Origin of the sequence: Lysinibacillus sp. FSL R5-0849 (assembly GCF_038595075.1) — a bacterium.
Lineage (GTDB): Bacteria > Bacillota > Bacilli > Bacillales_A > Planococcaceae > Lysinibacillus > Lysinibacillus fusiformis.
Window position 1 is genome coordinate 2,952,834 of sequence record NZ_CP152004.1, and the last position, 22,852, is coordinate 2,975,685.

The 22,852-nt window shown below is 37.3% G+C and carries 28 protein-coding genes; 5 read left to right on the forward strand and 23 right to left on the reverse strand.

From position 1 onward, the window contains the following. Positions 1 to 206: 206 nt before the first annotated feature. From MKY80_RS14450 to nusB, 3 genes are all read right to left on the reverse strand, one after another. A complete protein-coding gene (locus MKY80_RS14450; protein ID WP_008179894.1) occupies positions 207 to 1,022 on the reverse strand; it encodes an undecaprenyl-diphosphate phosphatase in 816 nt (271 codons plus the stop codon). 130 nt (positions 1,023 to 1,152) lie between these two features. Next, positions 1,153 to 2,007: a bifunctional methylenetetrahydrofolate dehydrogenase/methenyltetrahydrofolate cyclohydrolase FolD gene (gene folD / locus MKY80_RS14455; protein ID WP_089986073.1), complete on the reverse strand. Its 855-nt coding sequence runs from the start codon at positions 2,005 to 2,007 to the stop codon at positions 1,153 to 1,155. A 31-nt stretch (positions 2,008 to 2,038) separates the two neighbouring features. Further along, the gene (nusB, locus tag MKY80_RS14460; RefSeq protein WP_008179889.1) at positions 2,039 to 2,422 is read right to left on the reverse strand and encodes a transcription antitermination factor NusB; all 384 of its coding nucleotides are present in this window, start codon (positions 2,420 to 2,422) and stop codon (positions 2,039 to 2,041) included. A 211-nt stretch (positions 2,423 to 2,633) separates the two neighbouring features. Here nusB and MKY80_RS14465 point away from each other — a divergent pair, with 211 nt between their 5' ends. From MKY80_RS14465 to MKY80_RS14475, 3 genes are all read left to right on the forward strand, one after another. Further along, positions 2,634 to 2,801 carry a DUF2197 domain-containing protein gene (locus MKY80_RS14465; protein ID WP_083796517.1) on the forward strand — a complete coding sequence of 56 codons (168 nt, stop codon included), beginning with the start codon at positions 2,634 to 2,636 and terminating at the stop codon, positions 2,799 to 2,801. An 11-nt stretch (positions 2,802 to 2,812) separates the two neighbouring features. Then, positions 2,813 to 3,649, forward strand: coding sequence for a MerR family transcriptional regulator (locus tag MKY80_RS14470; RefSeq protein ID WP_043990664.1), 837 nt, complete (start codon positions 2,813 to 2,815; stop codon positions 3,647 to 3,649). Between the two features lie 174 nt (positions 3,650 to 3,823). Continuing rightward, positions 3,824 to 4,993, forward strand: coding sequence for an MFS transporter (locus MKY80_RS14475; RefSeq protein WP_008179884.1), 1,170 nt, complete (start codon positions 3,824 to 3,826; stop codon positions 4,991 to 4,993). Between the two features lie 93 nt (positions 4,994 to 5,086). On the opposite strand, the gene MKY80_RS14480 is transcribed toward MKY80_RS14475, so the two are convergent. From MKY80_RS14480 to MKY80_RS14490, 3 genes are all read right to left on the reverse strand, one after another. Beyond that, the gene (locus MKY80_RS14480) at positions 5,087 to 5,497 is read right to left on the reverse strand and encodes an Asp23/Gls24 family envelope stress response protein (protein ID WP_036126940.1); all 411 of its coding nucleotides are present in this window, start codon (positions 5,495 to 5,497) and stop codon (positions 5,087 to 5,089) included. A gap of 126 nt (positions 5,498 to 5,623) precedes the next feature. Next, positions 5,624 to 5,950, reverse strand: coding sequence for a nucleoside triphosphate pyrophosphohydrolase (locus MKY80_RS14485; RefSeq protein ID WP_090002492.1), 327 nt, complete (start codon positions 5,948 to 5,950; stop codon positions 5,624 to 5,626). Between the two features lie 102 nt (positions 5,951 to 6,052). Continuing rightward, positions 6,053 to 6,217, reverse strand: coding sequence for a hypothetical protein (locus tag MKY80_RS14490; protein WP_164908727.1), 165 nt, complete (start codon positions 6,215 to 6,217; stop codon positions 6,053 to 6,055). Positions 6,218 to 6,410: 193 nt separating this feature from the next. Here MKY80_RS14490 and MKY80_RS14495 point away from each other — a divergent pair, with 193 nt between their 5' ends. Further along, positions 6,411 to 6,935 (forward strand): GNAT family N-acetyltransferase, encoded by a 525-nt coding sequence (locus tag MKY80_RS14495; RefSeq protein WP_089986074.1) that lies wholly within the window; start codon positions 6,411 to 6,413, stop codon positions 6,933 to 6,935. 462 nt (positions 6,936 to 7,397) lie between these two features. On the opposite strand, the gene accC is transcribed toward MKY80_RS14495, so the two are convergent. The 12 genes from accC to MKY80_RS14555 all read right to left on the reverse strand — a co-directional run bounded on the left by accC (position 7,398) and on the right by MKY80_RS14555 (position 16,042). Then, positions 7,398 to 8,765: an acetyl-CoA carboxylase biotin carboxylase subunit gene (accC, locus tag MKY80_RS14500; protein ID WP_008179874.1), complete on the reverse strand. Its 1,368-nt coding sequence runs from the start codon at positions 8,763 to 8,765 to the stop codon at positions 7,398 to 7,400. A 12-nt stretch (positions 8,766 to 8,777) separates the two neighbouring features. Next, on the reverse strand, positions 8,778 to 9,275 hold the full coding sequence (accB, locus tag MKY80_RS14505) for an acetyl-CoA carboxylase biotin carboxyl carrier protein (RefSeq protein WP_008179873.1): 498 nt from the start codon (positions 9,273 to 9,275) through the stop codon (positions 8,778 to 8,780). 199 nt (positions 9,276 to 9,474) lie between these two features. Continuing rightward, on the reverse strand, positions 9,475 to 10,029 hold the full coding sequence (locus tag MKY80_RS14510) for a SpoIIIAH-like family protein (protein ID WP_008179871.1): 555 nt from the start codon (positions 10,027 to 10,029) through the stop codon (positions 9,475 to 9,477). Then, entirely contained in the window at positions 10,030 to 10,449 is a 420-nt protein-coding gene (locus MKY80_RS14515; protein WP_008179869.1) for a hypothetical protein, read from the reverse strand. Between the two features lie 207 nt (positions 10,450 to 10,656). Next, entirely contained in the window at positions 10,657 to 11,568 is a 912-nt protein-coding gene (locus MKY80_RS14520) for a stage III sporulation protein AE (RefSeq protein ID WP_036126944.1), read from the reverse strand. Between the two features lie 12 nt (positions 11,569 to 11,580). Further along, on the reverse strand, positions 11,581 to 11,958 hold the full coding sequence (locus MKY80_RS14525; RefSeq protein WP_008179865.1) for a hypothetical protein: 378 nt from the start codon (positions 11,956 to 11,958) through the stop codon (positions 11,581 to 11,583). A gap of 5 nt (positions 11,959 to 11,963) precedes the next feature. Beyond that, the gene (locus MKY80_RS14530) at positions 11,964 to 12,173 is read right to left on the reverse strand and encodes a hypothetical protein (protein WP_008179863.1); all 210 of its coding nucleotides are present in this window, start codon (positions 12,171 to 12,173) and stop codon (positions 11,964 to 11,966) included. Positions 12,174 to 12,265: 92 nt separating this feature from the next. Further along, positions 12,266 to 13,273, reverse strand: a complete 1,008-nt coding sequence (locus MKY80_RS14535; RefSeq protein WP_089986075.1) for a nitronate monooxygenase — start codon at positions 13,271 to 13,273, stop codon at positions 12,266 to 12,268. Between the two features lie 206 nt (positions 13,274 to 13,479). Beyond that, positions 13,480 to 14,037 (reverse strand): elongation factor P, encoded by a 558-nt coding sequence (gene efp / locus MKY80_RS14540; RefSeq protein ID WP_008179859.1) that lies wholly within the window; start codon positions 14,035 to 14,037, stop codon positions 13,480 to 13,482. 17 nt (positions 14,038 to 14,054) lie between these two features. Further along, entirely contained in the window at positions 14,055 to 15,116 is a 1,062-nt protein-coding gene (locus tag MKY80_RS14545; RefSeq protein ID WP_008179857.1) for a Xaa-Pro peptidase family protein, read from the reverse strand. A 2-nt stretch (positions 15,117 to 15,118) separates the two neighbouring features. After that, a complete protein-coding gene (gene aroQ, locus MKY80_RS14550) occupies positions 15,119 to 15,553 on the reverse strand; it encodes a type II 3-dehydroquinate dehydratase (RefSeq protein ID WP_342529947.1) in 435 nt (144 codons plus the stop codon). Positions 15,554 to 15,616: 63 nt separating this feature from the next. Continuing rightward, positions 15,617 to 16,042, reverse strand: coding sequence for a hypothetical protein (locus tag MKY80_RS14555; protein ID WP_089986076.1), 426 nt, complete (start codon positions 16,040 to 16,042; stop codon positions 15,617 to 15,619). A 109-nt stretch (positions 16,043 to 16,151) separates the two neighbouring features. On the opposite strand from MKY80_RS14555, the gene MKY80_RS14560 reads away from it, so the two are divergent. After that, a complete protein-coding gene (locus tag MKY80_RS14560) occupies positions 16,152 to 17,123 on the forward strand; it encodes a DUF1385 domain-containing protein (RefSeq protein ID WP_051998125.1) in 972 nt (323 codons plus the stop codon). 131 nt (positions 17,124 to 17,254) lie between these two features. Here MKY80_RS14560 and MKY80_RS14565 read toward each other — a convergent pair whose 3' ends face one another. The 5 genes from MKY80_RS14565 to MKY80_RS14585 all read right to left on the reverse strand — a co-directional run bounded on the left by MKY80_RS14565 (position 17,255) and on the right by MKY80_RS14585 (position 22,783). Beyond that, positions 17,255 to 17,737: a hypothetical protein gene (locus tag MKY80_RS14565; protein WP_089986077.1), complete on the reverse strand. Its 483-nt coding sequence runs from the start codon at positions 17,735 to 17,737 to the stop codon at positions 17,255 to 17,257. Next, complete coding sequence (locus tag MKY80_RS14570) at positions 17,737 to 17,943, reverse strand: helix-turn-helix transcriptional regulator (protein WP_089986078.1); 207 nt, start codon at positions 17,941 to 17,943, stop codon at positions 17,737 to 17,739. The genes MKY80_RS14565 and MKY80_RS14570 overlap by 1 nt, the downstream gene beginning before the upstream one ends. A 231-nt stretch (positions 17,944 to 18,174) precedes the next feature. Next, the gene (locus MKY80_RS14575; RefSeq protein WP_089986079.1) at positions 18,175 to 19,113 is read right to left on the reverse strand and encodes an alpha/beta hydrolase; all 939 of its coding nucleotides are present in this window, start codon (positions 19,111 to 19,113) and stop codon (positions 18,175 to 18,177) included. 332 nt (positions 19,114 to 19,445) lie between these two features. Continuing rightward, positions 19,446 to 19,730: a hypothetical protein gene (locus tag MKY80_RS14580; protein WP_342529951.1), complete on the reverse strand. Its 285-nt coding sequence runs from the start codon at positions 19,728 to 19,730 to the stop codon at positions 19,446 to 19,448. Between the two features lie 482 nt (positions 19,731 to 20,212). Then, positions 20,213 to 22,783: a vitamin B12-dependent ribonucleotide reductase gene (locus tag MKY80_RS14585; protein WP_342529953.1), complete on the reverse strand. Its 2,571-nt coding sequence runs from the start codon at positions 22,781 to 22,783 to the stop codon at positions 20,213 to 20,215. Positions 22,784 to 22,852: the final 69 nt, after the last annotated feature.

Below are 22,852 nucleotides of genomic sequence, written 5' to 3' on the forward strand. Positions count from 1 at the left end.
AGTTTTTTACAAAAACTACACCTATCATAACATTTTTTACTGGTGTTGACGCGTTTAAATGCAGTTTCGCTAGAAAAAATGCCTGTCTTTTTTCTATCAAAAAATAACTATAACATATTCCAACACGTTCTAACTAATAGAAATTGACTATTCAATGAATAACAAAACAAGGTCCCATAACAACAGTTGTTATGAGACTTTACATTTTAATAAAATAATAATAATAATGTTCCTACAATAAAACAGTAGTACGTAAAATAGCTAAGTTTACCACTTTTCATTATGCCCATAAACCAACGCATGGCAAAGTACGTCATAATAAGTGTAGCTAGAAAAGTGGCTGCATAAGGAAGCGCTAACGCACCTTTATTAGGCTCATCTAAAAAATCAGTTATTCCTAATACGACCCCACCTAAGCTTACTGGAATATAAAGCATAAAGGAGAAACGTAAAGCTGTATCCTGTCTCATACCTACTGCAATAGCTGAAATAATCGTCGCACCTGATCGGCTAATACCTGGTGTGAGAGCGACTGCTTGCCCTAACCCGACAATAATGGCATCCTTCGCACTTAAATCGGCATCTTTTTTCTTCCCACGCATATTACGAATCAACCATAAAGCCGCACCCGTAACAAACAACATGAGCGCAATTGTCGTCATACTCACATTGTCTGCAATAACATCACTTAATAATACTCCTAAAACGCCCGCTGGAATAGAACCTATAATGATATACAAGGCAAAACGAAAATCAGCATTGTAGCGCTTCTCACGTGTTTTCAAGTACAAGAAAAAATGGGAAATCAATCGTACTATATCCTCACGATAAATATAAACAATAGCAAGTAACGATGCTGTATTGGTTAGAATGGCGAACGTAAACCCTTGTTCACCAAGCCCTAGTATTTCGCTGGCAATCATCACATGTCCACTTGACGATACCGGAATTGGTTCTGTAAACCCTTGGACAAGACCAATAATGATATGCTTCACAATTAACACAATATCGATATTTTCCATAAAAACCTCCTACTAAGTATGTATGTCCCAAACGTTACATTAGACGTCAAAATTAGCATAAAAGTTCTGGAATCAATCCATAAAAAAAGTCATCTCAACATGATATTGAGATGACTTCATAAAAAGGCTATTAATTAGCAAGCTTATTTTCAGCTGCTTGCACAGTGTTGAATAGTAACATTGTGATGGTCATCGGTCCAACACCCCCTGGTACAGGTGTGATATGAGACGCTATACCATCTACTTCAGCAAAGTTTACGTCGCCGCATAATTTATTGTTGTCATCACGATTAATGCCAACATCAATTACAACAGCCCCTTCTTTCACATGCTCTTTTGTAATAAAGTTTGCACGTCCAACAGCAGCAATTAATATATCCGCTTGTTTTGTAAATGAAGGTAAATCTGGCGTTTTGGAATGAGTATACGTTACCGTAGCATCTTTTTGCAATAGTAGTTGCCCCATTGGCTTACCTACAATATGACTGCGTCCTACGATTACAGCATGTTTTCCTGCAATCTCAATTCCTGAATACTCAAGAAGCTTCATTACGCCAAAAGGAGTACAAGGTAAAAATGTTTCTTGGCCAAGCATCATTTTCCCAACACTGACAGGTGAGAAGCCATCAACATCCTTCTCGACAGCAATTGTCGCAATGACTTTATCCTCATCAATATGTTTTGGAAGTGGTAATTGTACTAAAATACCGTGAATATCTTCACGTTGATTTAATAGTTGAATTTGTGTTAATAATTCCTCTTGCGTCGTTTCTTCAGGTAATTTAATCAGTTCCGAATACATACCAATTGCTTCACAAGATTTTTGTTTATTTCTCACATATGTAGCTGAAGCTTGGTTGTCCCCAACTAACACAACCGCTAAACCAGGTGTTAACCCTTGTTCTTTTAAACGAATTACACGCTCTGCTACAGCATTACGAATTTCTTGACCAATCTCTTTACCATTAATAATTGCACTTGACATAAACCTTCGTTACTCCTTCCAATTCAACACATTATTCTTGTTCTGTAAATTTAGAAAGTACACCATTGACGAATTTAGATGAACTATCATCGCCAAATGTTTTACATAACTCGATTGCTTCGTTTAGTACTACTCTTTTTGGTGTTTCTGGCATGTATAACAGTTCGTATACAGCTAGGCGTAAAACAGTTCTCTCAATTTTGGGTAAACGGGCAAGTGACCACTTTTCAAGATGCTGTTCTAATGTAGCATCAATTTCCTCCAAATGTTCAGCTGTTCCAGTAACAATTTTTTCGTAGAAGGCATTTGTCGGTTGGCCTTTAATATGACCCATTGCTTCTTCAACTGTTAAATCTGTATTGTCTAGCTGAAACAAAACTTGCAACGCTTTTTCGCGTGCTTCATGTCGTTTCATGTAAAGCTCTCCTTCTTAAGTGGCATTAAGGTTTATAATAGCATAAAATCGCCTGAGAAACACGATTTCAAGCAAGTTTTCAATAATCTGAAACCTTTTTCAAGAAACTTTTTGCGCATCTAACAATTCGTCTCGAGCATTCCAAAATGCTTGTTTAATTCACAAAATGTTATAATAAAGAAAATTGAAAGAATCTACAGAGGTGTTCACAATGCAATATGAAGCTATTTGCACGAGCTGTAAAAAACCATTCAAGCTCCAAGAAGGTGAAGCACAATACAAACAAATGAAAGAACGTGAAGCTCACCTATTTTATTGCGAAGAGTGCAAGCATAAAATTCGCTTTGATGCCATCCGAAACTTCTTTAGCTACTACTAGTGGAGGCCATTATGAAGGAACATTATTATACAATCGGTGAGGTTGCCAAACTGTCCAATCTATCCGTTCAAACGTTACGTTATTATGATCAGATCGATTTATTTAAGCCTGCTTATACCGATACTTATACCAATTATCGCTATTATAAAGACAGTCAAATTTTCTATTTAGATATCATTAAATCACTTAAATATATTGGCATTTCGTTAGAGGATATAAAGAAAGCGCTCAAATTAACGTCTGAAGAACTACTTGACTTTTTTGCTCAGCAAGAGCAAAGAATTGATACTAAAATTTCACGCTTGAATGAAGTAAAAAACACGTTATTAAAAACCAAAAAGCAATTACAGGAACAAATCGATATCCCCTTCTTTGGTGAGGTATATATACAAGTAGAGGAAGCCATGCCCATTTTACAAGTGACAACTACCAAATTAACTCCAACTTCTAGTACCAATACATATTACGCAACACTTACAAAAATTATTGAGAAGGAAGGCAGTGTATTAAATAGTCGCTATGGTTGTATATATCCGCTCGCTCCCTATGAAAATGTGAATGCAATTATTTATGACGCCATTTTCACCCCGCTATTAACAGAGCGAGTATTTTCGAAGCTATCGTCGAATATTGAACAAACCATTATACCTGCTGGTACATTTGTCTGTATTGCATTTATCTACCATCCGGATACCTACTTTTCTTTTTATGAAAAATTAAGAAATTATGTCATGGCTCAGTCAGAAGCTTTTGAATCTCAAGTTTATGAACTGTATATGCCCGCAACCCTTACTTTAGAGCATGAAAAGAAATTCATTGTTGAATTAAAGATTCGAAAAATACAATAAAGATACAATCTCTTATGTATAACTGTCCACATTAATTTCCAAACTGATAAAAAATCATCAAATTGAAAACAAATCTTTTGACCCTATAGTTACTATAGGGTTTATCGTAATACATGGAAATATTCTAGTAGAATGTCAATTTCATGTATCGTGAACGAATAAAAGGAGAACATTATGAGCAAGAAGCAAAATATAACATTAGCAATTTTACTATCGAATCTATTCATTGCCTTTTTAGGTATTGGTTTAGTCATTCCAGTTTTACCAACCATCATGAATGAGCTTCATATTTCAGGCTCTGTCGTTGGTTATATGGTGGCAGCCTTTGCTATTACGCAACTGATCGTGTCACCTATTGCAGGTAAGCTAGTCGATAATATTGGCCGCAAAGTCATGATTGTTGCAGGGCTTTTTATTTTTGGACTTTCTGAGTTTTTATTTGGATTGGGACGTTCCATTGAAGTCCTCTTTATTTCTCGAATGTTAGGTGGCGTGAGTGCGGCCTTCATTATGCCAGCCGTCACTGCTTATATTGCCGATATTACAACACTATCTCAACGCCCGAAAGCCCTTGGCTATATGAGCGCTGCAATTAGTACAGGCTTTATAATTGGTCCTGGAATTGGAGGATTTCTAGCCGAATATGGTACACGTGTACCTTTCTATGCGGCCGGTGTCCTTGGCCTTATAGCAGCAATCTTTTCATTGGTATTATTAAAAGAACCAACACGTGCTGGAGATAAGGAAGATACACCAACATCAATTTTAGGGAGTGCCAAGCGAGTATTTAGCCCGCTTTATTTCATTCCATTTATTCTTATTTTCGTCCTATCATTTGGCTTAGCTGCATTCGAATCATTATTTAGTTTATTCGTCGACCATAAATTCGCCTTTACGCCATCAGATATCGCCATTATCATTACAGGTAGTGGAATTGTAGGTGCATTGGCACAATTATTACTATTTGATTGGCTGACAAAGAAAATGGGGGAAATTAATGTCATTCGCTATTCGCTGATCCTCTCAGCGGTCTTAACTTTTGCTATGACTATCGTGAATCATTATTTTGCCATCTTATTTGTCACATTCTTTATTTTTGTTGGTTTCGATTTAATTCGTCCAGCAGTCACTTCTTATTTATCTAAGATTGCTGGCAATGAGCAAGGGTTTGTGGGTGGTATGAACTCTATGTTTACAAGCCTTGGTAATATTTTCGGTCCTATTTTAGGCGGAATATTGTTCGATATTAATTTGAACTATCCATATTACTTTGCCACAATTGTTTTAGTAATTGGTGTCATCCTTGCGTTATTCTGGAGAAAACCAAAGCATATTGAATTATAAACGAACAGCGATACAATATAATATTATGAATGAATTTCCAAATTTAAAAAGGATTGCCCACAGATATGTCATCTACGGGCAATCCTTTTAGTTTTATTCATGTACTACAGTTTCTTCTTTTTCGAAATGAATCGCTGTAATATGCACATTTACTTCTGCAGTTTCGAGTGCTGTCATATTAAAAATAGCTTGGCGTATCTGTGTTTGTACTTCCTTCGCTACCTTAGGAATGGCATATCCATATTTCACAGAGCAAAATACATCAATAGCGATTTCACCCGTTTCTGTTACACCTGATTTAATCCCTTTATTGTGTACCTTTTTACCGAAACGTTCCACGACACCTGTCGCAATATTACCACGTGTTGCAGCAATGCCTTCGACCTCATTTACTGCGATCCCTGCCACAACCTCGATAACCTCTGCCGCTACTTCAATTTTTCCAAGCTCTTCTTTTCCAGAAGGTGTTGGTTGTACGAAAGATTGTCCTACTTTCTCTGCCATACAAATATCATCCTTTCCCTTACACATCACAAACAAATGCTGTACTTACATATATTATACTATAAAAAGGAAGGTTTGGCTGTCGAAAGCCGTTTTAATTTATAAAGAAGCTTCATGAAATGATTATTATTGATCTTCAACATTTATTAAATAAATCCCCTTGTCAAAGCCTCCGCGCTCCATTTTCTTCTGATTACGGAATGCCTCAAGCTCTTCATAGCTCACACCTAGTGCACAAATTGCTGTATATACTAGCTCTAAAATATCTACTAATTCCTCAACCTCATCTTGTACAGTAGTAGCTTCATGAAACTCCCTAGCTTCCTCGAGCATTTTTGCTTTCACTTCCGTTAAAAGCTCAATTGGTTCTAGAGTACGCGCACGATAAGTTACACCTTTCGCATCCATTATTTCTAATATATTATCTCTTACTAGCTTATTATATACAGGCATCTTGATCCCCCTCCTCAACTGCTCTACCCAAATTATACAATGGTATAAACAAAAAACCTCTAACTGCAAAAAAAAGTTAGAGGCTTTTCAAATAACGACCGCTTACTTCACTTTTTCTGCTACACCCAATACTTCGTTCTCTTCAAGGAACTTCGTATTGAATTGTGCTGATTTGAAGACGTCATTGTTCATGAATGCTTGGTGGAATGGAATAGTTGTTGCGCTTAGTTTATTAGGAGTAGGATTTATGTGAATGATGAATCTCATATATGCTAGTCCTTTTTATGCTTTCAAATCAATCATAAGAACGCTCATAGGCGCTACAGTCGCTTTGAACACTTCTACAAGATTTTGCAATCTCCATTTAACTACCAACTCTTACTCTAATATGCTATGTTTTTAAATAAAAAGAATTTTCTGTTAGTAAAGGAAAAGATAGAAATATGATGGGGGAATGAAGATGAAAATTAGAACAGCAACAATTCAAGATGCACAAGGTATTGGAAAGGTTCATGTTGACAGTTGGAGGACAACCTATAAAAATATTGTTCCTGATAGTTTTTTAGATAAATTATCCTATGAACAACGAGAAAAATTATGGGAAAGAAATATCATCAGAGAAGATAATTATGTTCTTGTCGCTGAAAATGAAATTGGAGAAACTGTTGGCTTTGCAGTTGCTTCAACTAGAGAAAAAAACGTTGAACGTAATTCAAGTGACTTAACCTCTATTTACCTACTAGAAGAATATCAAGGCAAAAGGATTGGAAAACTTTTATTGAAAGAGTTATTTATGTATTTTAAACAGAGTGGGTATCAGTCAATATTTGTAGAAGTATTAGCAGAAAATAAAACACGTTTTTTCTATGAATATTACGGAGCGGAATATGTGAAGACGGTGCAAATTAATATTGGTGGAAAAGTGTTAGAAGAATACGTCTATGTGTGGAATGATATTGATAAGGTTTTGGAAAAACTAAAATAGGAACTATGATCAACCATTCGACATTCAAAACAATAGTTACCATACTAAGGGCTTGTGAGTATGATTCAACCTCATTACAATCAAGTCCTTTTGCTATGTTCTCACAATCAAATGTGGGAGAATAATCCACTTGAACAAACATCTACTAAACGTTTAAAAGTTTATATATATTCACTGATTGTCGCTTTACGAACCCCTACAGACGCATTTGCCCTTTCACTATTTACAAAGCACTTTTAATTTCTACACCCTTCTTAGCCTCATGTCATTCAGCTACATCAATCATTAGCTTTGGTGGAGTAAAGAGTATCGTATCTTCCTCTTTAAACGTACCATCAAAGCTTGGTAGCTGTATAGCTTCTGTCATATCTTCTAAATCAAAGTCCCTTGTACGCTGATCTTTTCTAGATAAACAAAAAACCTCTAACTATAAAAGTTAGAGGCATTTCAAATAGCGAACGCTTACTTCACTTTTTCTGCAACACCCAATACATCATTCTCTTCAAGGAACTTCGTATTGAATTGTGCTGATTTGAAAACGTCATTGTTCATCAATGCTTGGTGGAATGGAATCGTTGTATTGATTCCAGGACCAGATACTTCAAATTCACCTAGCGCGCGATTCATTTTCGCAATCGCCTCTTCACGTGTATCGGCATGAACAATAAGTTTTGCCACCATTGAATCATAGTATGGTGGAATTGTATAACCTGCATAGACAGCAGAATCAATACGTACACCATAGCCACCTGGCGTTACATACGTATCCACAGTTCCTGCTGAAGGCATGAAGTTTTTATAGGCATTTTCTGCGTTAATACGGCATTCAATAGCCCAACCATTTAATTGAATATCATCTTGAGTGAAAGGTAGTTTTTCACCAGATGCAATTTTTAATTGTTGTTGTACAAGATCTACACCAGAAATCATTTCTGTTACTGGGTGCTCTACTTGGATACGCGTATTCATTTCCATGAAGTAGAACTTGTCCTCTTGATAGTCATAAATGAACTCAATTGTTCCAGCACCTTCATAGTCACAGGCTTGGGCTGCTTTTACGGCAGCTGCACCCATTTCAGCACGGCGTTCAGAAGAAAGAGCTGGAGATGGAGCTTCCTCTACTAACTTCTGCATACGACGTTGAACAGTACAGTCACGCTCGCCTAAATGCACGACGTTACCATAGCCATCCGCTAAAATTTGGATTTCACAGTGACGGAAGTACTCGATGAATTTCTCTAAATATACGCCAGGGTTACCGAATGCAGCAGCAGCCTCTTTTTGCGTAATATCAATACCTTTGACAAGATCTTCTTCTGTACGTGCTACGCGAATCCCTTTACCACCGCCACCAGCAGTGGCTTTGATGATTACAGGATAGCCAATTTTAGCAGCCCATTCTTTACCTGTTTCGATATCTGGCACAATACCAGTACCCGGAACAAGTGGAACTCCTGCTGCTTCCATTGTTGTACGTGCTACGTCCTTGATACCCATAATTTTAATGGAATCAGATGATGGACCGATAAATTTAATGCCAGCGTTTTCACAAGCTTCTGCAAAATCAGCGTTCTCCGATACAAAGCCATAGCCTGGGTGGATACCGTCAGCACCTGTTTTTTCAGCTACACTAAGTAGAGCTGGGAAGCTAAGATAAGAATCTTTTGATAGCTTTGGTCCAATACAGTAGGCTTCGTCTGCTAATTTCACATGTAATGCGTCTGCATCTGCCTCAGAGTACACAGCAACTGACTGAATGCCTAACTCTTTACAAGCACGAATGATACGCACAGCGATTTCGCCGCGGTTTGCAATTAAAACTTTTTTCATGATTTGCACTCCTTACTGAGCTTTTACAAGGAATAATGGTTGGCCGTATTCTACTAATTCGCCATCTTTCACAAGTACTTCAACGATTTCCCCTTGCACTTCTGCTTCAATTTCGTTGAATAATTTCATTGCTTCTACGATACATACAATTGTTTCGTTCCCTACTTTGTCGCCTGCTTTTACGTAAGCTGGTGAATCTGGGTTTGGTGATTGATAGAAGGTACCGACCATTGGAGATACAATTTTATGTAGCGATGGGTCGTTAATCGCTGGCGCCGCTGCAGTAGGTGCTTCTTCCACTTTAGCTGGTGCTGCTACTGGAGCTTCTGCTGGTGCAGATTGTTGTACAACAGGTGCTACTACTTCTTTTTTAGGTGCTACAGTTTCTGTAACAACAATATTATTCTTTTTTAACTTAACTTTTGCGCCATCTACCTCATACACAAACTCGTCAATTGAAGAAGAATCTACTAATTTAATAATTTCGCGAATTTCTTGAATTTTGAACATTTCTAACTCTCCTTATGAAATAAAATCTACTACAATAACTATTTTATATTTTTTCGAATCAATTTGAAATAGTTAAATGAAAATTAAGTAAATATGAACAAAATAAAAGGCTTTCCTTTACTAAGCGAAAGCCTTTTCATAACGCTGATATATAACAACTCTTTTTAAATAAACTAAAAATTTATTATTTTCTATATTTTTAATAATTATTCGCGCTGAACTTTACTTGTACATCATTTGCGCCTTCCATCTCTGTTCTTACTAAATATATAATTTCATTTGCTTGGGATTTTGATAATTCTTCAGCCATGACTGTAACAGAAACTTTTTCTCCTTCAGCACGAACAAATGCATCAGAATAGCCTAATGATTTAATGAGCATTTCAAGCATTGCTTCTGCTGATTCTCGTTTAATAAGACCATCCATTTCATTGAATGCCTCATTTTTTTCGTCAGCGGAAGATTCTTCTGAAGCAATTTTTTGTGTTAACTGCTCACGAAGTTGGCTTCTCTCATCACTAACTTGCATACGCATTTCTTCAAATAAATGACTCGGTGAAGAAACTTCTTGTGTCACATCATTCGTTGCTTTTTGATCTGTAACACCACTTACAGCTGTTTGTTGTAATGTATCATCCGTAAAAATAGTAAGACCATTGAACTGTTTTGCTGGATCAACCAAATAATACACTGAAATGACTGCTACTAAACTTAATAATGTCATAAACCAAACTGTTCTTCTACGTACGCGCATTTACTTTTCCTCCTTATTTTCCATTGGAACGATAATAATTCGATGAATCGGCAACTGCATCACTTGACTGACGACTGCACGAATTTCATTTTTCACAAAGATATCGGATGCACCTTCTGAAACAACTAGCATTCCTGTTACGTTTTTCGCGCCTTGCTCAGTCCCTCGAAAATATTGGCTGAATAGTTTATTGGCATCTTGGTCATCTGTCATCTCTCCATAATAAAAATAGACTTTAACCTCCCCAACACCTTGCATTGCTTTCAGTGTTTGCTCAAGTTTTTCTTCATTCGTGAGCGGTGAACCTTTGTCGTTCGTTGAATTCGTTTGATACATAGGCAAAATGATGAAAATACCAACGGAGGCAGCTACCAGTATTAAAACCATTAATGACGTTGTTTTTTTTCGTGTCTTTTCCACATCACTTGTACATTGCCTCCTTTCATCTTCTCTTTTTCAAGTGTATGTACGCTTGTTTCTTCCTATGAATTGATAAATGGAATCTTTAATAGCAATTGCAAAAATACTAACGTGATGACCAGTTTTGTGAGTGAAATTATTTCCTTATCATCCGTTAGAAACACAAATATCTGACAAACAAAGAGCAATGCCAATAAAAGAATCAATCTATCTCCCCCCTGCCATAACTTGTACGAACACAATGAGGAAAAAACAAGAGAACATAAATGAAAAAGCAATCAAAAATGATACTGCACATAAGGTAAATAGGGATTTACTAATTTGATCTAGTAGTCTACAAATATCATCAAAGGCAATTGGTTCTAAAATAGCCGCAAGCATTTTTAAAGAATAGGCACTGACAACAAGTTGAACAGTTGGAATAAACGATACGGTAATAACTGCGATAAAGGCACTAATGCTAGTAAGGGAGGATGTAAATTGTGTCATATGCTGAAACATTGAAAAGCTATCAACTATAAACGAACCAACCACCGGAATATTTTCTTCAATTAATTTTTTGACTGGCTCAGCTACAGCTGCATTGACGCTAAACGCTGCCACTCCTCCTGCAGTCATCAATAAGACGTAGCAAATAACAGAGGCAGAAACGATACTCATAATGGTAAAGCGAATCAAATCCGCGATCCGTGTAAAAGATATTTCCTTGACAATCACACTACATACATCAAAAACAATGGCTAACAAAACACCAGGAATAAGCCACTTACTACTAATAATTGTGAGAACTTGTACAAAAAACAGCAAAAAAGGCTGCCAGGATGCAATGGCTGTAATACTACTAGATAACATAAAGCTTGAGGTCAAAATAGGATAAAACGCCGTAAATAAATGGGCTAGTCCTTGTGCAATTTCATCAATTAATGTAAAAGATTTAACAACAACTGGTCCTATCGTAGCTAACACAATTAGAAAAAAGAGGATTCTTGTCCCTTTTTCAAATTCTGGTAATATCATGTTGATGATTAAAATCATGATGACATAACTACAAAGCAACAGTGTCATCTTGAGCAAGAGAAAGAATGGGTCGATTAAAAACGATAGTATTTGCTCCTGCAATGGCTCCGCTCCTTAGTTTAGCCTTTGTAAAATGGCCGACACCTCCTGTAAAACAGCCAAAAATTCTTTGAACCAATACAATAAAATAACAATCTTTACCGCCGCAAAAACAATGTTCCCGAGCACCCTATAGTTATGTTCTACAAGCAGCAATGACACCCATTGCCCGACATAGAACATACTTGCACTAATTAAAATAGCCTTTGCATAAGGCAAAAACGCAAGCGTTTCTAAAAGTTGCTTGACGAAGGGCAATAAAAGTGTCGAGAACAGCATTCCAAAAAGCAAAAACGAAAACATCACACTTATTAGCGCGTGGAGTGGCTGTATGACTTCTTTTATCAGCAATAATAAAAGCAGCATGACAACAGCAACGATAACAATTTCCATTTACCCTACCCGGATGATGTCAGCCATTGAAAGAATGTGAGAATTTCGGTAAAAAATAGACGTAAAAATCGGAGTAGTTCTGCTGTCATATATAAGTAGGCAATAAAAAATAGGAAAAATGAAAATTCCTTCTTCCCTGTTTGATCGAAGAAAACATGAAGAAGCGCAACTACTAGTCCCACTCCAGCAACTCTTAATACGTCTTGTAATTCCATTCCTACGCCCCCTCGTGTACAGCAATATATGTCGCTCTACAAAAAAAAAGACCTCTATACAGTTGTATAGAGATCTCTTCTATGTAAAAATTTTATAGCCATTTATCTACGATACTTTTGACCGTACCAGTTTGCTGAACAAGATGGCTATTTTCGCCCATCCACATCGATAAATATTCGGCATTGCCCTGTTCAGCACTTTCCTTACGAATAGTTGTCGTTAAATAATTTTGCAACGGATAGGGTGCAACTGTCGCATCCTTCATACGTCTAGTAAAATCATTTGCTAGACCCCTTGCTGGTTTACCCGTAAATGCGAGTGTAATGGTTGTTTCCTGTTCTTTTGATGCCAGCACCGCATTTTTATAAAGCGGAGAAATTTCACATTCTTCTGCCACCAGTAAAACCGTCCCAACCTGCACTGCCTGTGCACCGCTCTCTAAAGCCTTCTGAATATCCTCCTTCGTCACGAGACCTCCCGCTGCGATAATAGGAATAGCTATGTTCCCCGCTACCTGCTGCAGTAGGTCATATAAAGGAATCAATTGAAGTGGTGCTGTAAAGGAACCTCGATGACCACCCGCTTCTCCGCCTTGTAGGACCACCGCATCCATGCCAGCCTGTTCAACTAGCTGAGCTTCCGCTAATGTAGTAGCTGTACCAATTGTATATACCCCATGTTCCTTTAACTGTTGGAGCACCTCCGCTGAAGGAATACCGAATGTAAATGAGCAGATCTTTACATTCTCCTCAATAACCGCTTGGACTTGTCCAGCAAAAACTTCCTTGGATACAACGCTTTGTACAGGCGATAGTCCAAGCTCATCATAAAAAGGTTGGAGTGCCATGCGGGCCTTTTGTAAAACCTCGATATCAATTTGCGGCTCCTCTTGTACGAATAGATTGACCGCAAAAGGTTTTGTCGTTAGCTTTTTCACTTCCTGAATAAATTGCTTTGTTTGTTCACCATCTAAGTAACCTGCACCTATAGAGCCTAATAATCCTGCCTCGGTACAAGCTGCAACGAATTTAGGTGATGTGACACCTGCCATAGGTGCTTGAATGATTGGTTGTTGACTATCTAGTATTGTTTGTAGCATAACTCTCACTCCTTACGATTATTGTAGACATTTCTCCCAATAATGACCATCTATCTGATGATAGAAACTTGGAGGGAGACAAGAAAAAAAGAGACAGTTTCTCTATCCATTATCACAATGTCCCGATCGTTTCACAAGAAATGTATAAGAAAAAAATAAAAACCTACCCTTTTAATAAAAAAGAGTAGGTTAATGATCATTAATAATTAAGCACGAGAAACGTAAGAGCCTTCTTCTGTGTTAATGATTAGTACATCACCTTGGTTTACGAAGAATGGTACTTGTACAATAAGACCTGTTTGAAGAGTAGCAGGTTTCGTACCACCTGAAGCTGTGTCACCTTTAATGCCTGGTTCTGTTTCAGTTACTTCTAATTGAACCGTGTTTGGTAATTCAACACCTAGCATTTCACCTTGGTAAGATTGAATATGAACTTCCATGTTTTCTTTTAGGAATTTTAATTCATACTCGATTGCTGCTGAAGCTAGTTCAGTTTGCTCGTATGATTCTAGGTCCATGAATACATGGTCGTCACCTTGTGCATATAGATATTGCATTTTGCGGTTATCGATTTGTGCTTTTTCTACTTTTTCACCAGCACGGAATGTTTTTTCATTCACTGAGCCGTTACGTAGGTTACGTAATTTAGAACGTACGAAAGCAGCACCTTTACCTGGTTTAACGTGTTGGAAATCTAACACGCGGTATAATTGGCCATCAACAACAATTGTTAGACCTGTACGGAAATCGTTTACTGAAATCATTTGTGTTCCTCCAAAGTTTATAAAATAATGAGTTCTTTTGACGAATGTGTGAGTAATTCATTCCCAGTCTCAGTGATTAAAATATCATCCTCAATACGGACACCACCGATACCTGGTAAATAAACACCCGGTTCAATCGTCACGGCCATACCTGGCTCTAGCACTGCATCAGAACGCATCGATAAGCCAGGGCCTTCATGTACTTCAAGACCGATACCATGTCCTAAAGAATGACCGAATGCTTCGCCATATCCTTTTTCTTTTAAGTAGTCACGTGCAATAGCGTCCGCTTGAATACCTGTTAATCCAGGACCCACTTTTTCAAGTGCTAACAGCTGAGAAGCAAGGACTGCATTGTACATATCTACTAATTTTTCAGATGGTTCTCCAACAGCCACAGTACGCGTAATATCCGAAATATAGCCATTGTATAGCGCACCAAAGTCTAATGTAACAAAGTCGCCTTTTTCAATCACTTTATCCGTTGCCACGCCATGTGGTAATGCTGAACGAAGACCAGACGCAACAATTATGTCAAACGAAGACTGAGTCGCTCCTTGTTTACGCATGAAAAATTCTAATTCATTCGAAACCTCAAGCTCTGTTTTACCAGGCTTGATGAAGCCTAAAATATGTGTAAATGCGTGATCTGCAATTTCACACGCAGCCTTAATAATATTAATCTCTTGTTCCGTCTTAATCAAGCGAATTTTTTCAATTAGCCCAGAAATCGGCACTAAATCAGCTTGAATATTCGATTTATACAGTTCATATGTGCCATAGCTTACAGTATCTCTCTCAAAGCCCAGTAATTTGATGCCCATATTCTTTACTTGTGTAGCAATTTCTTCAATAATTGTTGCTTCATGCTTAACAATTCGGAAGTCCTGAATTTGCGCGGCAGCTTGTTCTGTATATCGGAAATCTGTAATAAACACAGCATCATTTTGAGACACAATTGCTACGCCTGCTGTCCCTGTAAAACCAGTCATATAGCGGCGGTTATACCCATTCGTAACTAAAATACCATCGATGTTTTGTTCTTGAAGTGCTTTACGTAGCTTTTGTAATTTCAACATAATCAATTCTCCCTCTCGATAAATGTACGTAGTGCCAGTTCATAGCCTTTCGTACCTAGTCCACAAATTTGACCAAGGCAGGCCGGAGCAAGATAGGAATGATGACGGAAAGCCTCACGTTTATGGATATTGGAAATATGTACTTCGATTACTGGCACAGAAATTCCTGCAATAGCATCGTGTAACGCGATGCTTGTATGGGTATATGCACCAGGATTAAAGATGATGCCATCATATTTTTCGTCTTCTGCTTCATGCACCCAATCCACAAGTACCCCTTCGTGATTGGATTGACGAAATTCAACTGTGGCACCTAAAGAAGCCGCAAGATTTTGAACATTTTGTTGAACATCATCCAATGTTTCATGTCCATAAATATGTGGCTCTCTTTTTCCAAGTCGATTTAAGTTGGGTCCATTCAAACATAATAACTTCACGCTTCTATTCGCCTCTTTCTATGTACTTGCCATTTATTTTATCATACACGGCGCATACAGCAACTAATTTACTTTTTGCGCCGTATGCTCCCTCTGATGAAAATTGGCTGTTTCTAACAAGAAACGTAAAAGGCAAACCACGACAACAATGAATGGGATCGAAAGCTTTTTAAAGGAAGAAAGTTGTAATGGTAAATCTAATGCAATCCATTCTAATAAAATCGTTACAAAAAGCCCTAGCAGTAGCGAAGAAAAGACCGCCGGAATGACATAGACATAGCGCATAGTCATATATACAAACAATCCGATGATGAATAGAAGAAATATAAAGAAGGTCCAGTGAAATAATTTAGAGCTTTCTTCAAACCATCCCCATTTTTTATAAAAACCAATCGGATGCCATTTAATAAGATTAAAATAATGCAAACCTTTTAAGCACAATGCTAAAACAAGCGCATTTACAAGTGACGTTATTGTCCCTATTTTCACAATATTTCCTCCCTTGCCCACTAATCATTTCCTAAAATGTACGATTAGTGTAGCCATATAGAAAATTTACTATGCGTAACTGTAGAGGTTTTTGACTAAATTTAGTACAATGGTACAGTTGAAATATATAAAGAGAGTGGTGTTAGCCTTGAGCAATTCACCTGTATACGGGGGACAAGCACAATTAGAAGGTGTGATGTTCGGAGGAAAGGATCATACAGTTACAGCCATTCGTCGTAACGATGATTCCATTGATTATTATCATTTTAAAAAAGTACAAAAGCCTATTTTACAAAAGCTTAAAAAAATCCCATTTGTTCGAGGCGTTGTCGCGTTGATTGAATCAGCAGGCTTAGGTTCTCGTCATATGCAATTTGCAGGGGATCGTTATGATGTAGTACCTGGTGAAGAAGAAGATAATAAAGAAGAAGGATCCAAACTTCAAATGATACTTGGCGTTGCTGTAGTAGGTATTCTTTCCTTTTTATTTGGAAAATTTGCCTTTACACTAATTCCAGTTTTTATAGCTGATTTTTTCTCTAAATGGATTGAAGGAAAAACGGGCCAAATTTTACTTGAAAGCGGTATTAAACTACTATTACTGCTCACATATTTATATTTTATCTCGTTAACGCCTCTCATCAAACGAGTATTTCAGTACCATGGAGCCGAGCATAAAGTCATCAACTGCTATGAAGCTGGTTTAGACGTTACAGTTGAAAACGTCCAAGCACAATCACGTCTACACTATCGTTGTGGTAGTAGCTTTATTCTTTTCACAGTCTTTGTCGGCATGTTCTTATATTTCTTTGTGCCAACTGACCCGCTATGGCTACGTATTTTAGATCGTATTTTATTAATTCCAGTAGTACTAGGAATATCATTTGAAGTATTACAGGCAACAAATGCTTGCCGTAATATCCCTGTATTACGATTCCTTGGCTATCCTGGTCTATGGCTTCAATTGCTAACGACTCGCGAACCAAAGGATGATCAAGTGGAAGTTGCCATTGCATCCTTTAATATGCTACTTCAAGTAGAGCAACAGCCAGAAATAGCAGCAACATTAAATCATGATTAAGGAAAAGGCAGTCCCAACGTAAGTTGTTGGAACTGCCTTTTTTATATAGATGCTAGCCTTGCATTTTTCGTTTAAATGCCATAATCGCAGCTCGATAAACCTATCCAAAGGGATGAAACGTACAACTAAACTTACTTGGAAACTTTCCTATTGACTGTAAGGGCAGTAAATATCCCCATCATACTAGGCAGAATACTGAATAATAAAAACAGCCAATTATTTGTTAGGATCGAGATAATGGTAAAAATAAGTAGTGATGCGACATTGATGCATATACCTAACTTCACATAAGAAGGCTTAAAAGGTATTGGTCTGTACATGTTGATAGTCAAAATGAGCCCAATGATCGCCCAGCTCCCTAAGTGTACAAATAAAAGTACAGCTAAAACCATGGCAGTGCTTAATTTAATCCCAAACACTACTAAAGAAAAGAAAATATAAATTGCTGCTAACGTCAAATACCAGGAATAAGATTTCGCCTTTTGCCAAATATGGTCGTGTACTTCATCTAAGCCTCTATTTTTCTTCGCTTTTTTCCTTCCGAACCACCAGCCAAGGATGCCAAAAATCATCCCGCCGTACAGTCCAAGAATACCCCCTATAGAAAATTCCATTATGTCATTCCCTCCTCTTCGAAAATAAAAACTTCCTCAATCGTGCAGTTGAACGCTTTTGAAATATTGTAGGCAAGCTCTAATGATGGATTGAATTTTCCCGATTCAATTGCAATAATTGATTGTCGTGAGACACCCACTACATTAGACAAATCCTCCTGCGTAATCTTTTTCGATTTCCGCAATTCACGAATTCTGTTTTTCATAATGCCTCCTCATTAAATGTAAAGTAAACTGTACATTTAGTAATAAGTAAAGTTTACTTTACATCTTTTATTATGTCAAGCTAGCTTTACAATTTGATTTTCGTTTAAACAATGAGATGTGAGGGGCTTAGCGTAAAAATCCGTTTATTAAAACAGGAAATAAAAAAAGCGTGTTTTGAAAAATCAAAACACACTTGGGATCTCCACACTATTTATTTAGTGTAACCCTTTCTATTTCAACACTTTACTATGAATAATATTTATAATTTTCTGTTGAGCGTCTAGTGCTTCGGGGATGGGCATGACAACAAATACATGGTTCATTTTAGGATAAACAAAGGTTGTAATATCAATCCCTTGCTCGCTTAGTTGTTCATCAAACTTTACTGCATCTGGATATAAACTTTCATGGGTGCCAATAAAATGAGTAATACTCGCTAGACCTTGAAAATCACCATAAATTGGACTAATCAATGGGTCCTTTAGATCCTTATCAGCTGCCCATATCTTTGTGATGACGCTCATTCCTTCACTAGCTAGCATAGGGTCCTTTTCTTCATATTCAGGGATAAGAGGATTTTCTAGACTTAGGTCAACACAAGCCGATAGTAAAATAATATCTTGTGGCTGTGGCAAATGGTTTTGCTTTAAAAGCTGGGCCAAACCAAGTGCTATATTACCTCCTGCAGAATCTCCTATAATCGTTAATTGATTGGAGCTTTCAACCGACTCTAAAATCCTATTATAGAGATGAAGTATTTTTTGGTACGTGTCCTTATGATTAAAATGAGGTACTTTTGGATATATCGGAGCGATAACTTTTGCCTGTAATGCTTGTGCTATTTTATCCATGAACAGCCAGTGTAAATTTAACGGTTGATTCGTCCAAGCACCACCATGAATATAGAGAATCACTTTTTGCTTCGAGGACTTTTGATCATTTAATGTAAAAACTTGCATATCCTCAAAAGTTTGTTCATCCTTAACACTTAAAAATTGAACATCATCCCCAATGACATAAGGCTGATTATTCACAGTTGCTCTTTGCTTGATGAACTGTTTAGCATTTTCAACACTAGAAAAACTCACTTTATTACTCTGGGAAAATAACAACTTTTCAAATAAAACACTTTCTTCAGAACGCTCTCCATTAAAAATTACTACACTCATTACTTTATCCCCTTTCACCATTTTTTTATCTAGCTGGATGTATGAGAACCCTAAATAAACAAGCCTTAAAATCAAATGTCATTAGCTAGTACTTTACAAAATAGGTGTTGTCGTCAAACTTTATTACAATTGACCGGACATTATTTTAATTCCACAAATTGGCGTATACTCCTTCAAATTTGCATGTTAAATATAAAATATCTATCCGCTTCTTTGAAGAAATAAAGCTGGGTTAAAATGAATGAAGTTCCCAAAGCGTTTTTGAGAACTTAATTTTGCTTACCATTTATCCGTATGAACCCGAATCAGTATTATTTTTTATTTTTTATTTTTTATTTTTTATTTTTTAGCTCTAATAGTATAGGTACTATATTTAGTAAGATAGAAACAATTGTCAAAAACCATAATGCCCTTTCCATACCTGGTACTACATCCTCTAAAGCTGCCCAATCTTCTACTTGTACCCAGCTAGATACAAAACTATATTCCGAACAAAGTGTCAATGCTGTAAATGATAACCCCATTGCCATCGCTAGTTTATAATCTTTACCTGTTGTATACAAATAAAGATTTATAAAAGTTGTTACTATAGCAATAAGTCCGAATAGTAACCACATTATTCTACCTCCCTTTTCAATATAGACATAAATTGTAATGAGGATGTTCCCAGCCCTTAATTGGAAATTATTATAATTATTGTTGTAAATCCACACTTTCCTGATGCGACTCCTATATATATAAATGTTTGATTGGTAATGATTCTTTCTTGCTTTAATGGAGATTTTACCATAAGGATATATATTCCAACATAATCAGCCTTTCACCAGAAACATTGTTATAAAAGTATTCCACTCTTCCTTTAAGTACAATACTAATCGGCACCAGAACTTTGTCCAAAACCCATTCTTCAATATCCTCACAATAGATGATGAACATTTAGTCGAATAAGTTTTGATTCTACTGGAGTCATATCAGACCTATAATTTTCAGAAAAATATAAAAAAATAACCTCTTACGGCCATAATACCGAAGAGGTTACTTTTAATCAAAATTTATTACCGTTTTCATTCTTTTATTCAAAGCAACAAGAACATAAAATTTACAGGCCGCATTTTAACTGTGCGCCACAGTTTGTACAAGTATTACAGCCGCCCATTTCTTCGACTGTTCCTTTACGACATACTGGACATGTATTTCCTACGTCCGAGCCAATTACCGTCGTGGACTCTAGTGCTTGAATCGTATCAACTAATACGACTGGACGTGTTGTATGTTCTTCTACTAATTCTTCCTCAAATGATAGTTGATCCATATCATTTTCTTCGGCTTTTAGCGTAAGTACCTGTGAATCACGGCTACCATCCACATAGACCGTACCACCTTTAGCGCCACCTTTATATAGTCTCTCATATACTTTTTCAACTTGTTGTACAGTATAGCCTTTTGGCGCGTTTACTGTTTTAGAGATCGATGAATCAATCCATTTTTGAATAATACATTGTACATCCGCATGTGCCTCTGGTTTTAGCTCCATTGCCGTTACAAACCATTCTGGAAGCTCTTGCTCACTAGCCTCTGGATGACGATCTAAATATTCTTTTACAATTTCAGCTTTCACTTCAATGAACTTACCTAGACGGCCAGAACGGTAGTAAGTGAAGGAGAAATATGGCTCAAGACCTGTTGCTACGCCTACCATTGTTCCTGTTGAACCTGTTGGGGCAACCGTTAATAAATGGGAGTTACGGATACCTGTTGCTAAAATTTGCTCCTTGATGTGAGCAGGCATTTTTTGCATGAAGCCTGTTTCTGTGAAAGCTTTACGTAAACGAGCTGTTTCTTCGTCAGTAGCACCTACTAAGAATGGGAAGCTTCCACGCTCTTTAGCAAGCTCTGTAGACGCCTCATACGCGGTTTCAGCAATTGTTTTAAAGATTTCATCGACTAAAGCATTACCTGCTTCAGAACCGTATTCTTTCTCACAATAAATGAGTAAATCAGCTAGGCCCATTACGCCTAGACCAACACGACGCTCACCAAGTGCTTGTACACGGTTTTCCTCTAAGAAGTATGGAGTTGCATCAATAACATTATCCTGCATACGAACACCAACACGAACCGTTTCACGTAGTGCTTCGTAATCTACAGTTTGATTGTCTTTATTCGCAAATTGTGCAAGGTTTACCGCTGCCAAGTTACACACTGAGTATGGCGCAAGTGGCTGTTCCCCACATGGGTTAGTTGCAACAACGCTTTGACCATATGCCTTTGCATTCGTCATATCATTCGCATTGTCGATAAAGAAAATTCCTGGCTCTGCAGAGTATGTTGCACATACGTTAATTAAATTCCACAATTCTTTCGCTTTGATCGTGCGATATGTGCGGATTTTATAGCCCATTTTCTCCCATTCACGAACGTCACCAACATGATGCCATTCTGTGTTGTAAGCATGCATTTCTTCTTTCGAGTATTCTTCAACCGCTGGGAAACGCAGTTCGAAATCAGCATCGTTTTCAACAGCTTCCATAAATTCTTTTGTTAATGTTACGGAGATGTTTGCACCTGTTAAAAACTCTGAGTTATGCACAGTATATGTGCCACCATCACGTAATTTATTTTCAGCCTCACGAATAATGGCTGTATCAAATCCACCTAAACCTTCAATGCTTTTATAGTTTACAATGCCTTGATACATAGCTTCTTCCTGCATAGAAAGTGGCTTGAAGTTTAATTTCTCTTTAGCTAGACGAATGATTGTTTCATCCGTTGTATTTTCAATTAGGTAACGAAGGATACGTGGGTTTTGCATTTTCGAAATAATAAACTCCACAATATCTGGATGCCAATCGGCAAGCATAATCATTTGTGCTCCACGACGTGAGCCACCTTGCTCTACAAGATGTGTTAATTTAGCAATATCATCTAACCAAGAAACAGAACCTGACGATTTACCGTTTACTCCACGTGCCAATGTGTTGCGAGGACGTAATGTGGAACCATTTGTTCCTACTCCACCACCACGGCTCATAATTTCCATTACTTGTTTACGGTGATCACTAATACCTTCACGTGAATCCGCAACAAAAGGCATTACGTAACAGTTAAAGAATGTTACATCTGTTTCAGATCCTGCTCCGTATATTACTCGTCCTGCAGGAATGAACTTTAAGGACACTAATTGCTCATAAAATTTTTCAAACCATTCTTGGCGTTTTTCTGGTGTTTTTTCAACAACCGCCAGTCCTGTTGCATTTCGTTTAGCGATTTGTTCATAAAAAATCTCAAGAGGCTTCTCTAGCACGTCAATTGAACGCGTAATCACACCCGTTTCTTGCTCCTGTGGATCGTCTAAAACGCTACGATAATCTTCCTCAATCAAAATATCAGCTGTTTTTGTAGTCATGTCCAGCTTTTGAATTGTCCCTAAACCACGTGCAGGGAACTTTGGATCAGCTTTTACCGTTAAAACAACAAAGTCACCGGCTTTTAGTGTTTTCTTTTCTGTGTCTTTAAACGAGTAGCGATCGATCATGACAAGTCTTGATACACCTTTGTGCGTGATGTGCATATCAGGCGTTACAGGGTGTACCTGCAGGAATTGTTCGATATCTTTGTTTAACTGTTCAAATTGATTGTTTACATCGGGTTGATGATTTGTGAGTACCATCGTTTTGCCTCCCTTACAAAATAAATACACAATATCATGTGTTGTTAAACACTACATATTGTGTATATG

Excerpts from the sequence above, each read along its gene's own strand:
- MKY80_RS14560 (WP_051998125.1), top strand. The coding sequence starts at position 16,152 with ATGGTACAGTTGAAATATATAAAGAGAGTGGTGTTAGCCTTGAGCAAT.
- MKY80_RS14510 (WP_008179871.1), bottom strand. The coding sequence starts at position 10,029 with ATGCGCGTACGTAGAAGAACAGTTTGGTTTATGACATTATTAAGTTTA.
- MKY80_RS14535 (WP_089986075.1), bottom strand. The coding sequence starts at position 13,273 with ATGCTACAAACAATACTAGATAGTCAACAACCAATCATTCAAGCACCT.
- MKY80_RS14470 (WP_043990664.1), top strand. The coding sequence starts at position 2,813 with ATGAAGGAACATTATTATACAATCGGTGAGGTTGCCAAACTGTCCAAT.
- MKY80_RS14490 (WP_164908727.1), bottom strand. The coding sequence starts at position 6,217 with ATGAGATTCATCATTCACATAAATCCTACTCCTAATAAACTAAGCGCA.
- MKY80_RS14530 (WP_008179863.1), bottom strand. The coding sequence starts at position 12,173 with ATGGAATTACAAGACGTATTAAGAGTTGCTGGAGTGGGACTAGTAGTT.
- MKY80_RS14465 (WP_083796517.1), top strand. The coding sequence starts at position 2,634 with ATGCAATATGAAGCTATTTGCACGAGCTGTAAAAAACCATTCAAGCTC.
- MKY80_RS14585 (WP_342529953.1), bottom strand. The coding sequence starts at position 22,783 with ATGGTACTCACAAATCATCAACCCGATGTAAACAATCAATTTGAACAG.
- MKY80_RS14450 (WP_008179894.1), bottom strand. The coding sequence starts at position 1,022 with ATGGAAAATATCGATATTGTGTTAATTGTGAAGCATATCATTATTGGT.
- folD (WP_089986073.1), bottom strand. The coding sequence starts at position 2,007 with ATGTCAAGTGCAATTATTAATGGTAAAGAGATTGGTCAAGAAATTCGT.
- MKY80_RS14545 (WP_008179857.1), bottom strand. The coding sequence starts at position 15,116 with ATGTTGAAATTACAAAAGCTACGTAAAGCACTTCAAGAACAAAACATC.
- accC (WP_008179874.1), bottom strand. The coding sequence starts at position 8,765 with ATGAAAAAAGTTTTAATTGCAAACCGCGGCGAAATCGCTGTGCGTATC.
- MKY80_RS14525 (WP_008179865.1), bottom strand. The coding sequence starts at position 11,958 with ATGGAAATTGTTATCGTTGCTGTTGTCATGCTGCTTTTATTATTGCTG.
- MKY80_RS14580 (WP_342529951.1), bottom strand. The coding sequence starts at position 19,730 with ATGTGGTTACTATTCGGACTTATTGCTATAGTAACAACTTTTATAAAT.
- MKY80_RS14570 (WP_089986078.1), bottom strand. The coding sequence starts at position 17,943 with ATGAAAAACAGAATTCGTGAATTGCGGAAATCGAAAAAGATTACGCAG.
- MKY80_RS14480 (WP_036126940.1), bottom strand. The coding sequence starts at position 5,497 with ATGGCAGAGAAAGTAGGACAATCTTTCGTACAACCAACACCTTCTGGA.
- MKY80_RS14475 (WP_008179884.1), top strand. The coding sequence starts at position 3,824 with ATGAGCAAGAAGCAAAATATAACATTAGCAATTTTACTATCGAATCTA.
- MKY80_RS14575 (WP_089986079.1), bottom strand. The coding sequence starts at position 19,113 with ATGAGTGTAGTAATTTTTAATGGAGAGCGTTCTGAAGAAAGTGTTTTA.
- accB (WP_008179873.1), bottom strand. The coding sequence starts at position 9,275 with ATGTTCAAAATTCAAGAAATTCGCGAAATTATTAAATTAGTAGATTCT.
- MKY80_RS14495 (WP_089986074.1), top strand. The coding sequence starts at position 6,411 with ATGAAAATTAGAACAGCAACAATTCAAGATGCACAAGGTATTGGAAAG.
- nusB (WP_008179889.1), bottom strand. The coding sequence starts at position 2,422 with ATGAAACGACATGAAGCACGCGAAAAAGCGTTGCAAGTTTTGTTTCAG.
- efp (WP_008179859.1), bottom strand. The coding sequence starts at position 14,037 with ATGATTTCAGTAAACGATTTCCGTACAGGTCTAACAATTGTTGTTGAT.
- MKY80_RS14565 (WP_089986077.1), bottom strand. The coding sequence starts at position 17,737 with ATGGAATTTTCTATAGGGGGTATTCTTGGACTGTACGGCGGGATGATT.
- MKY80_RS14485 (WP_090002492.1), bottom strand. The coding sequence starts at position 5,950 with ATGCCTGTATATAATAAGCTAGTAAGAGATAATATATTAGAAATAATG.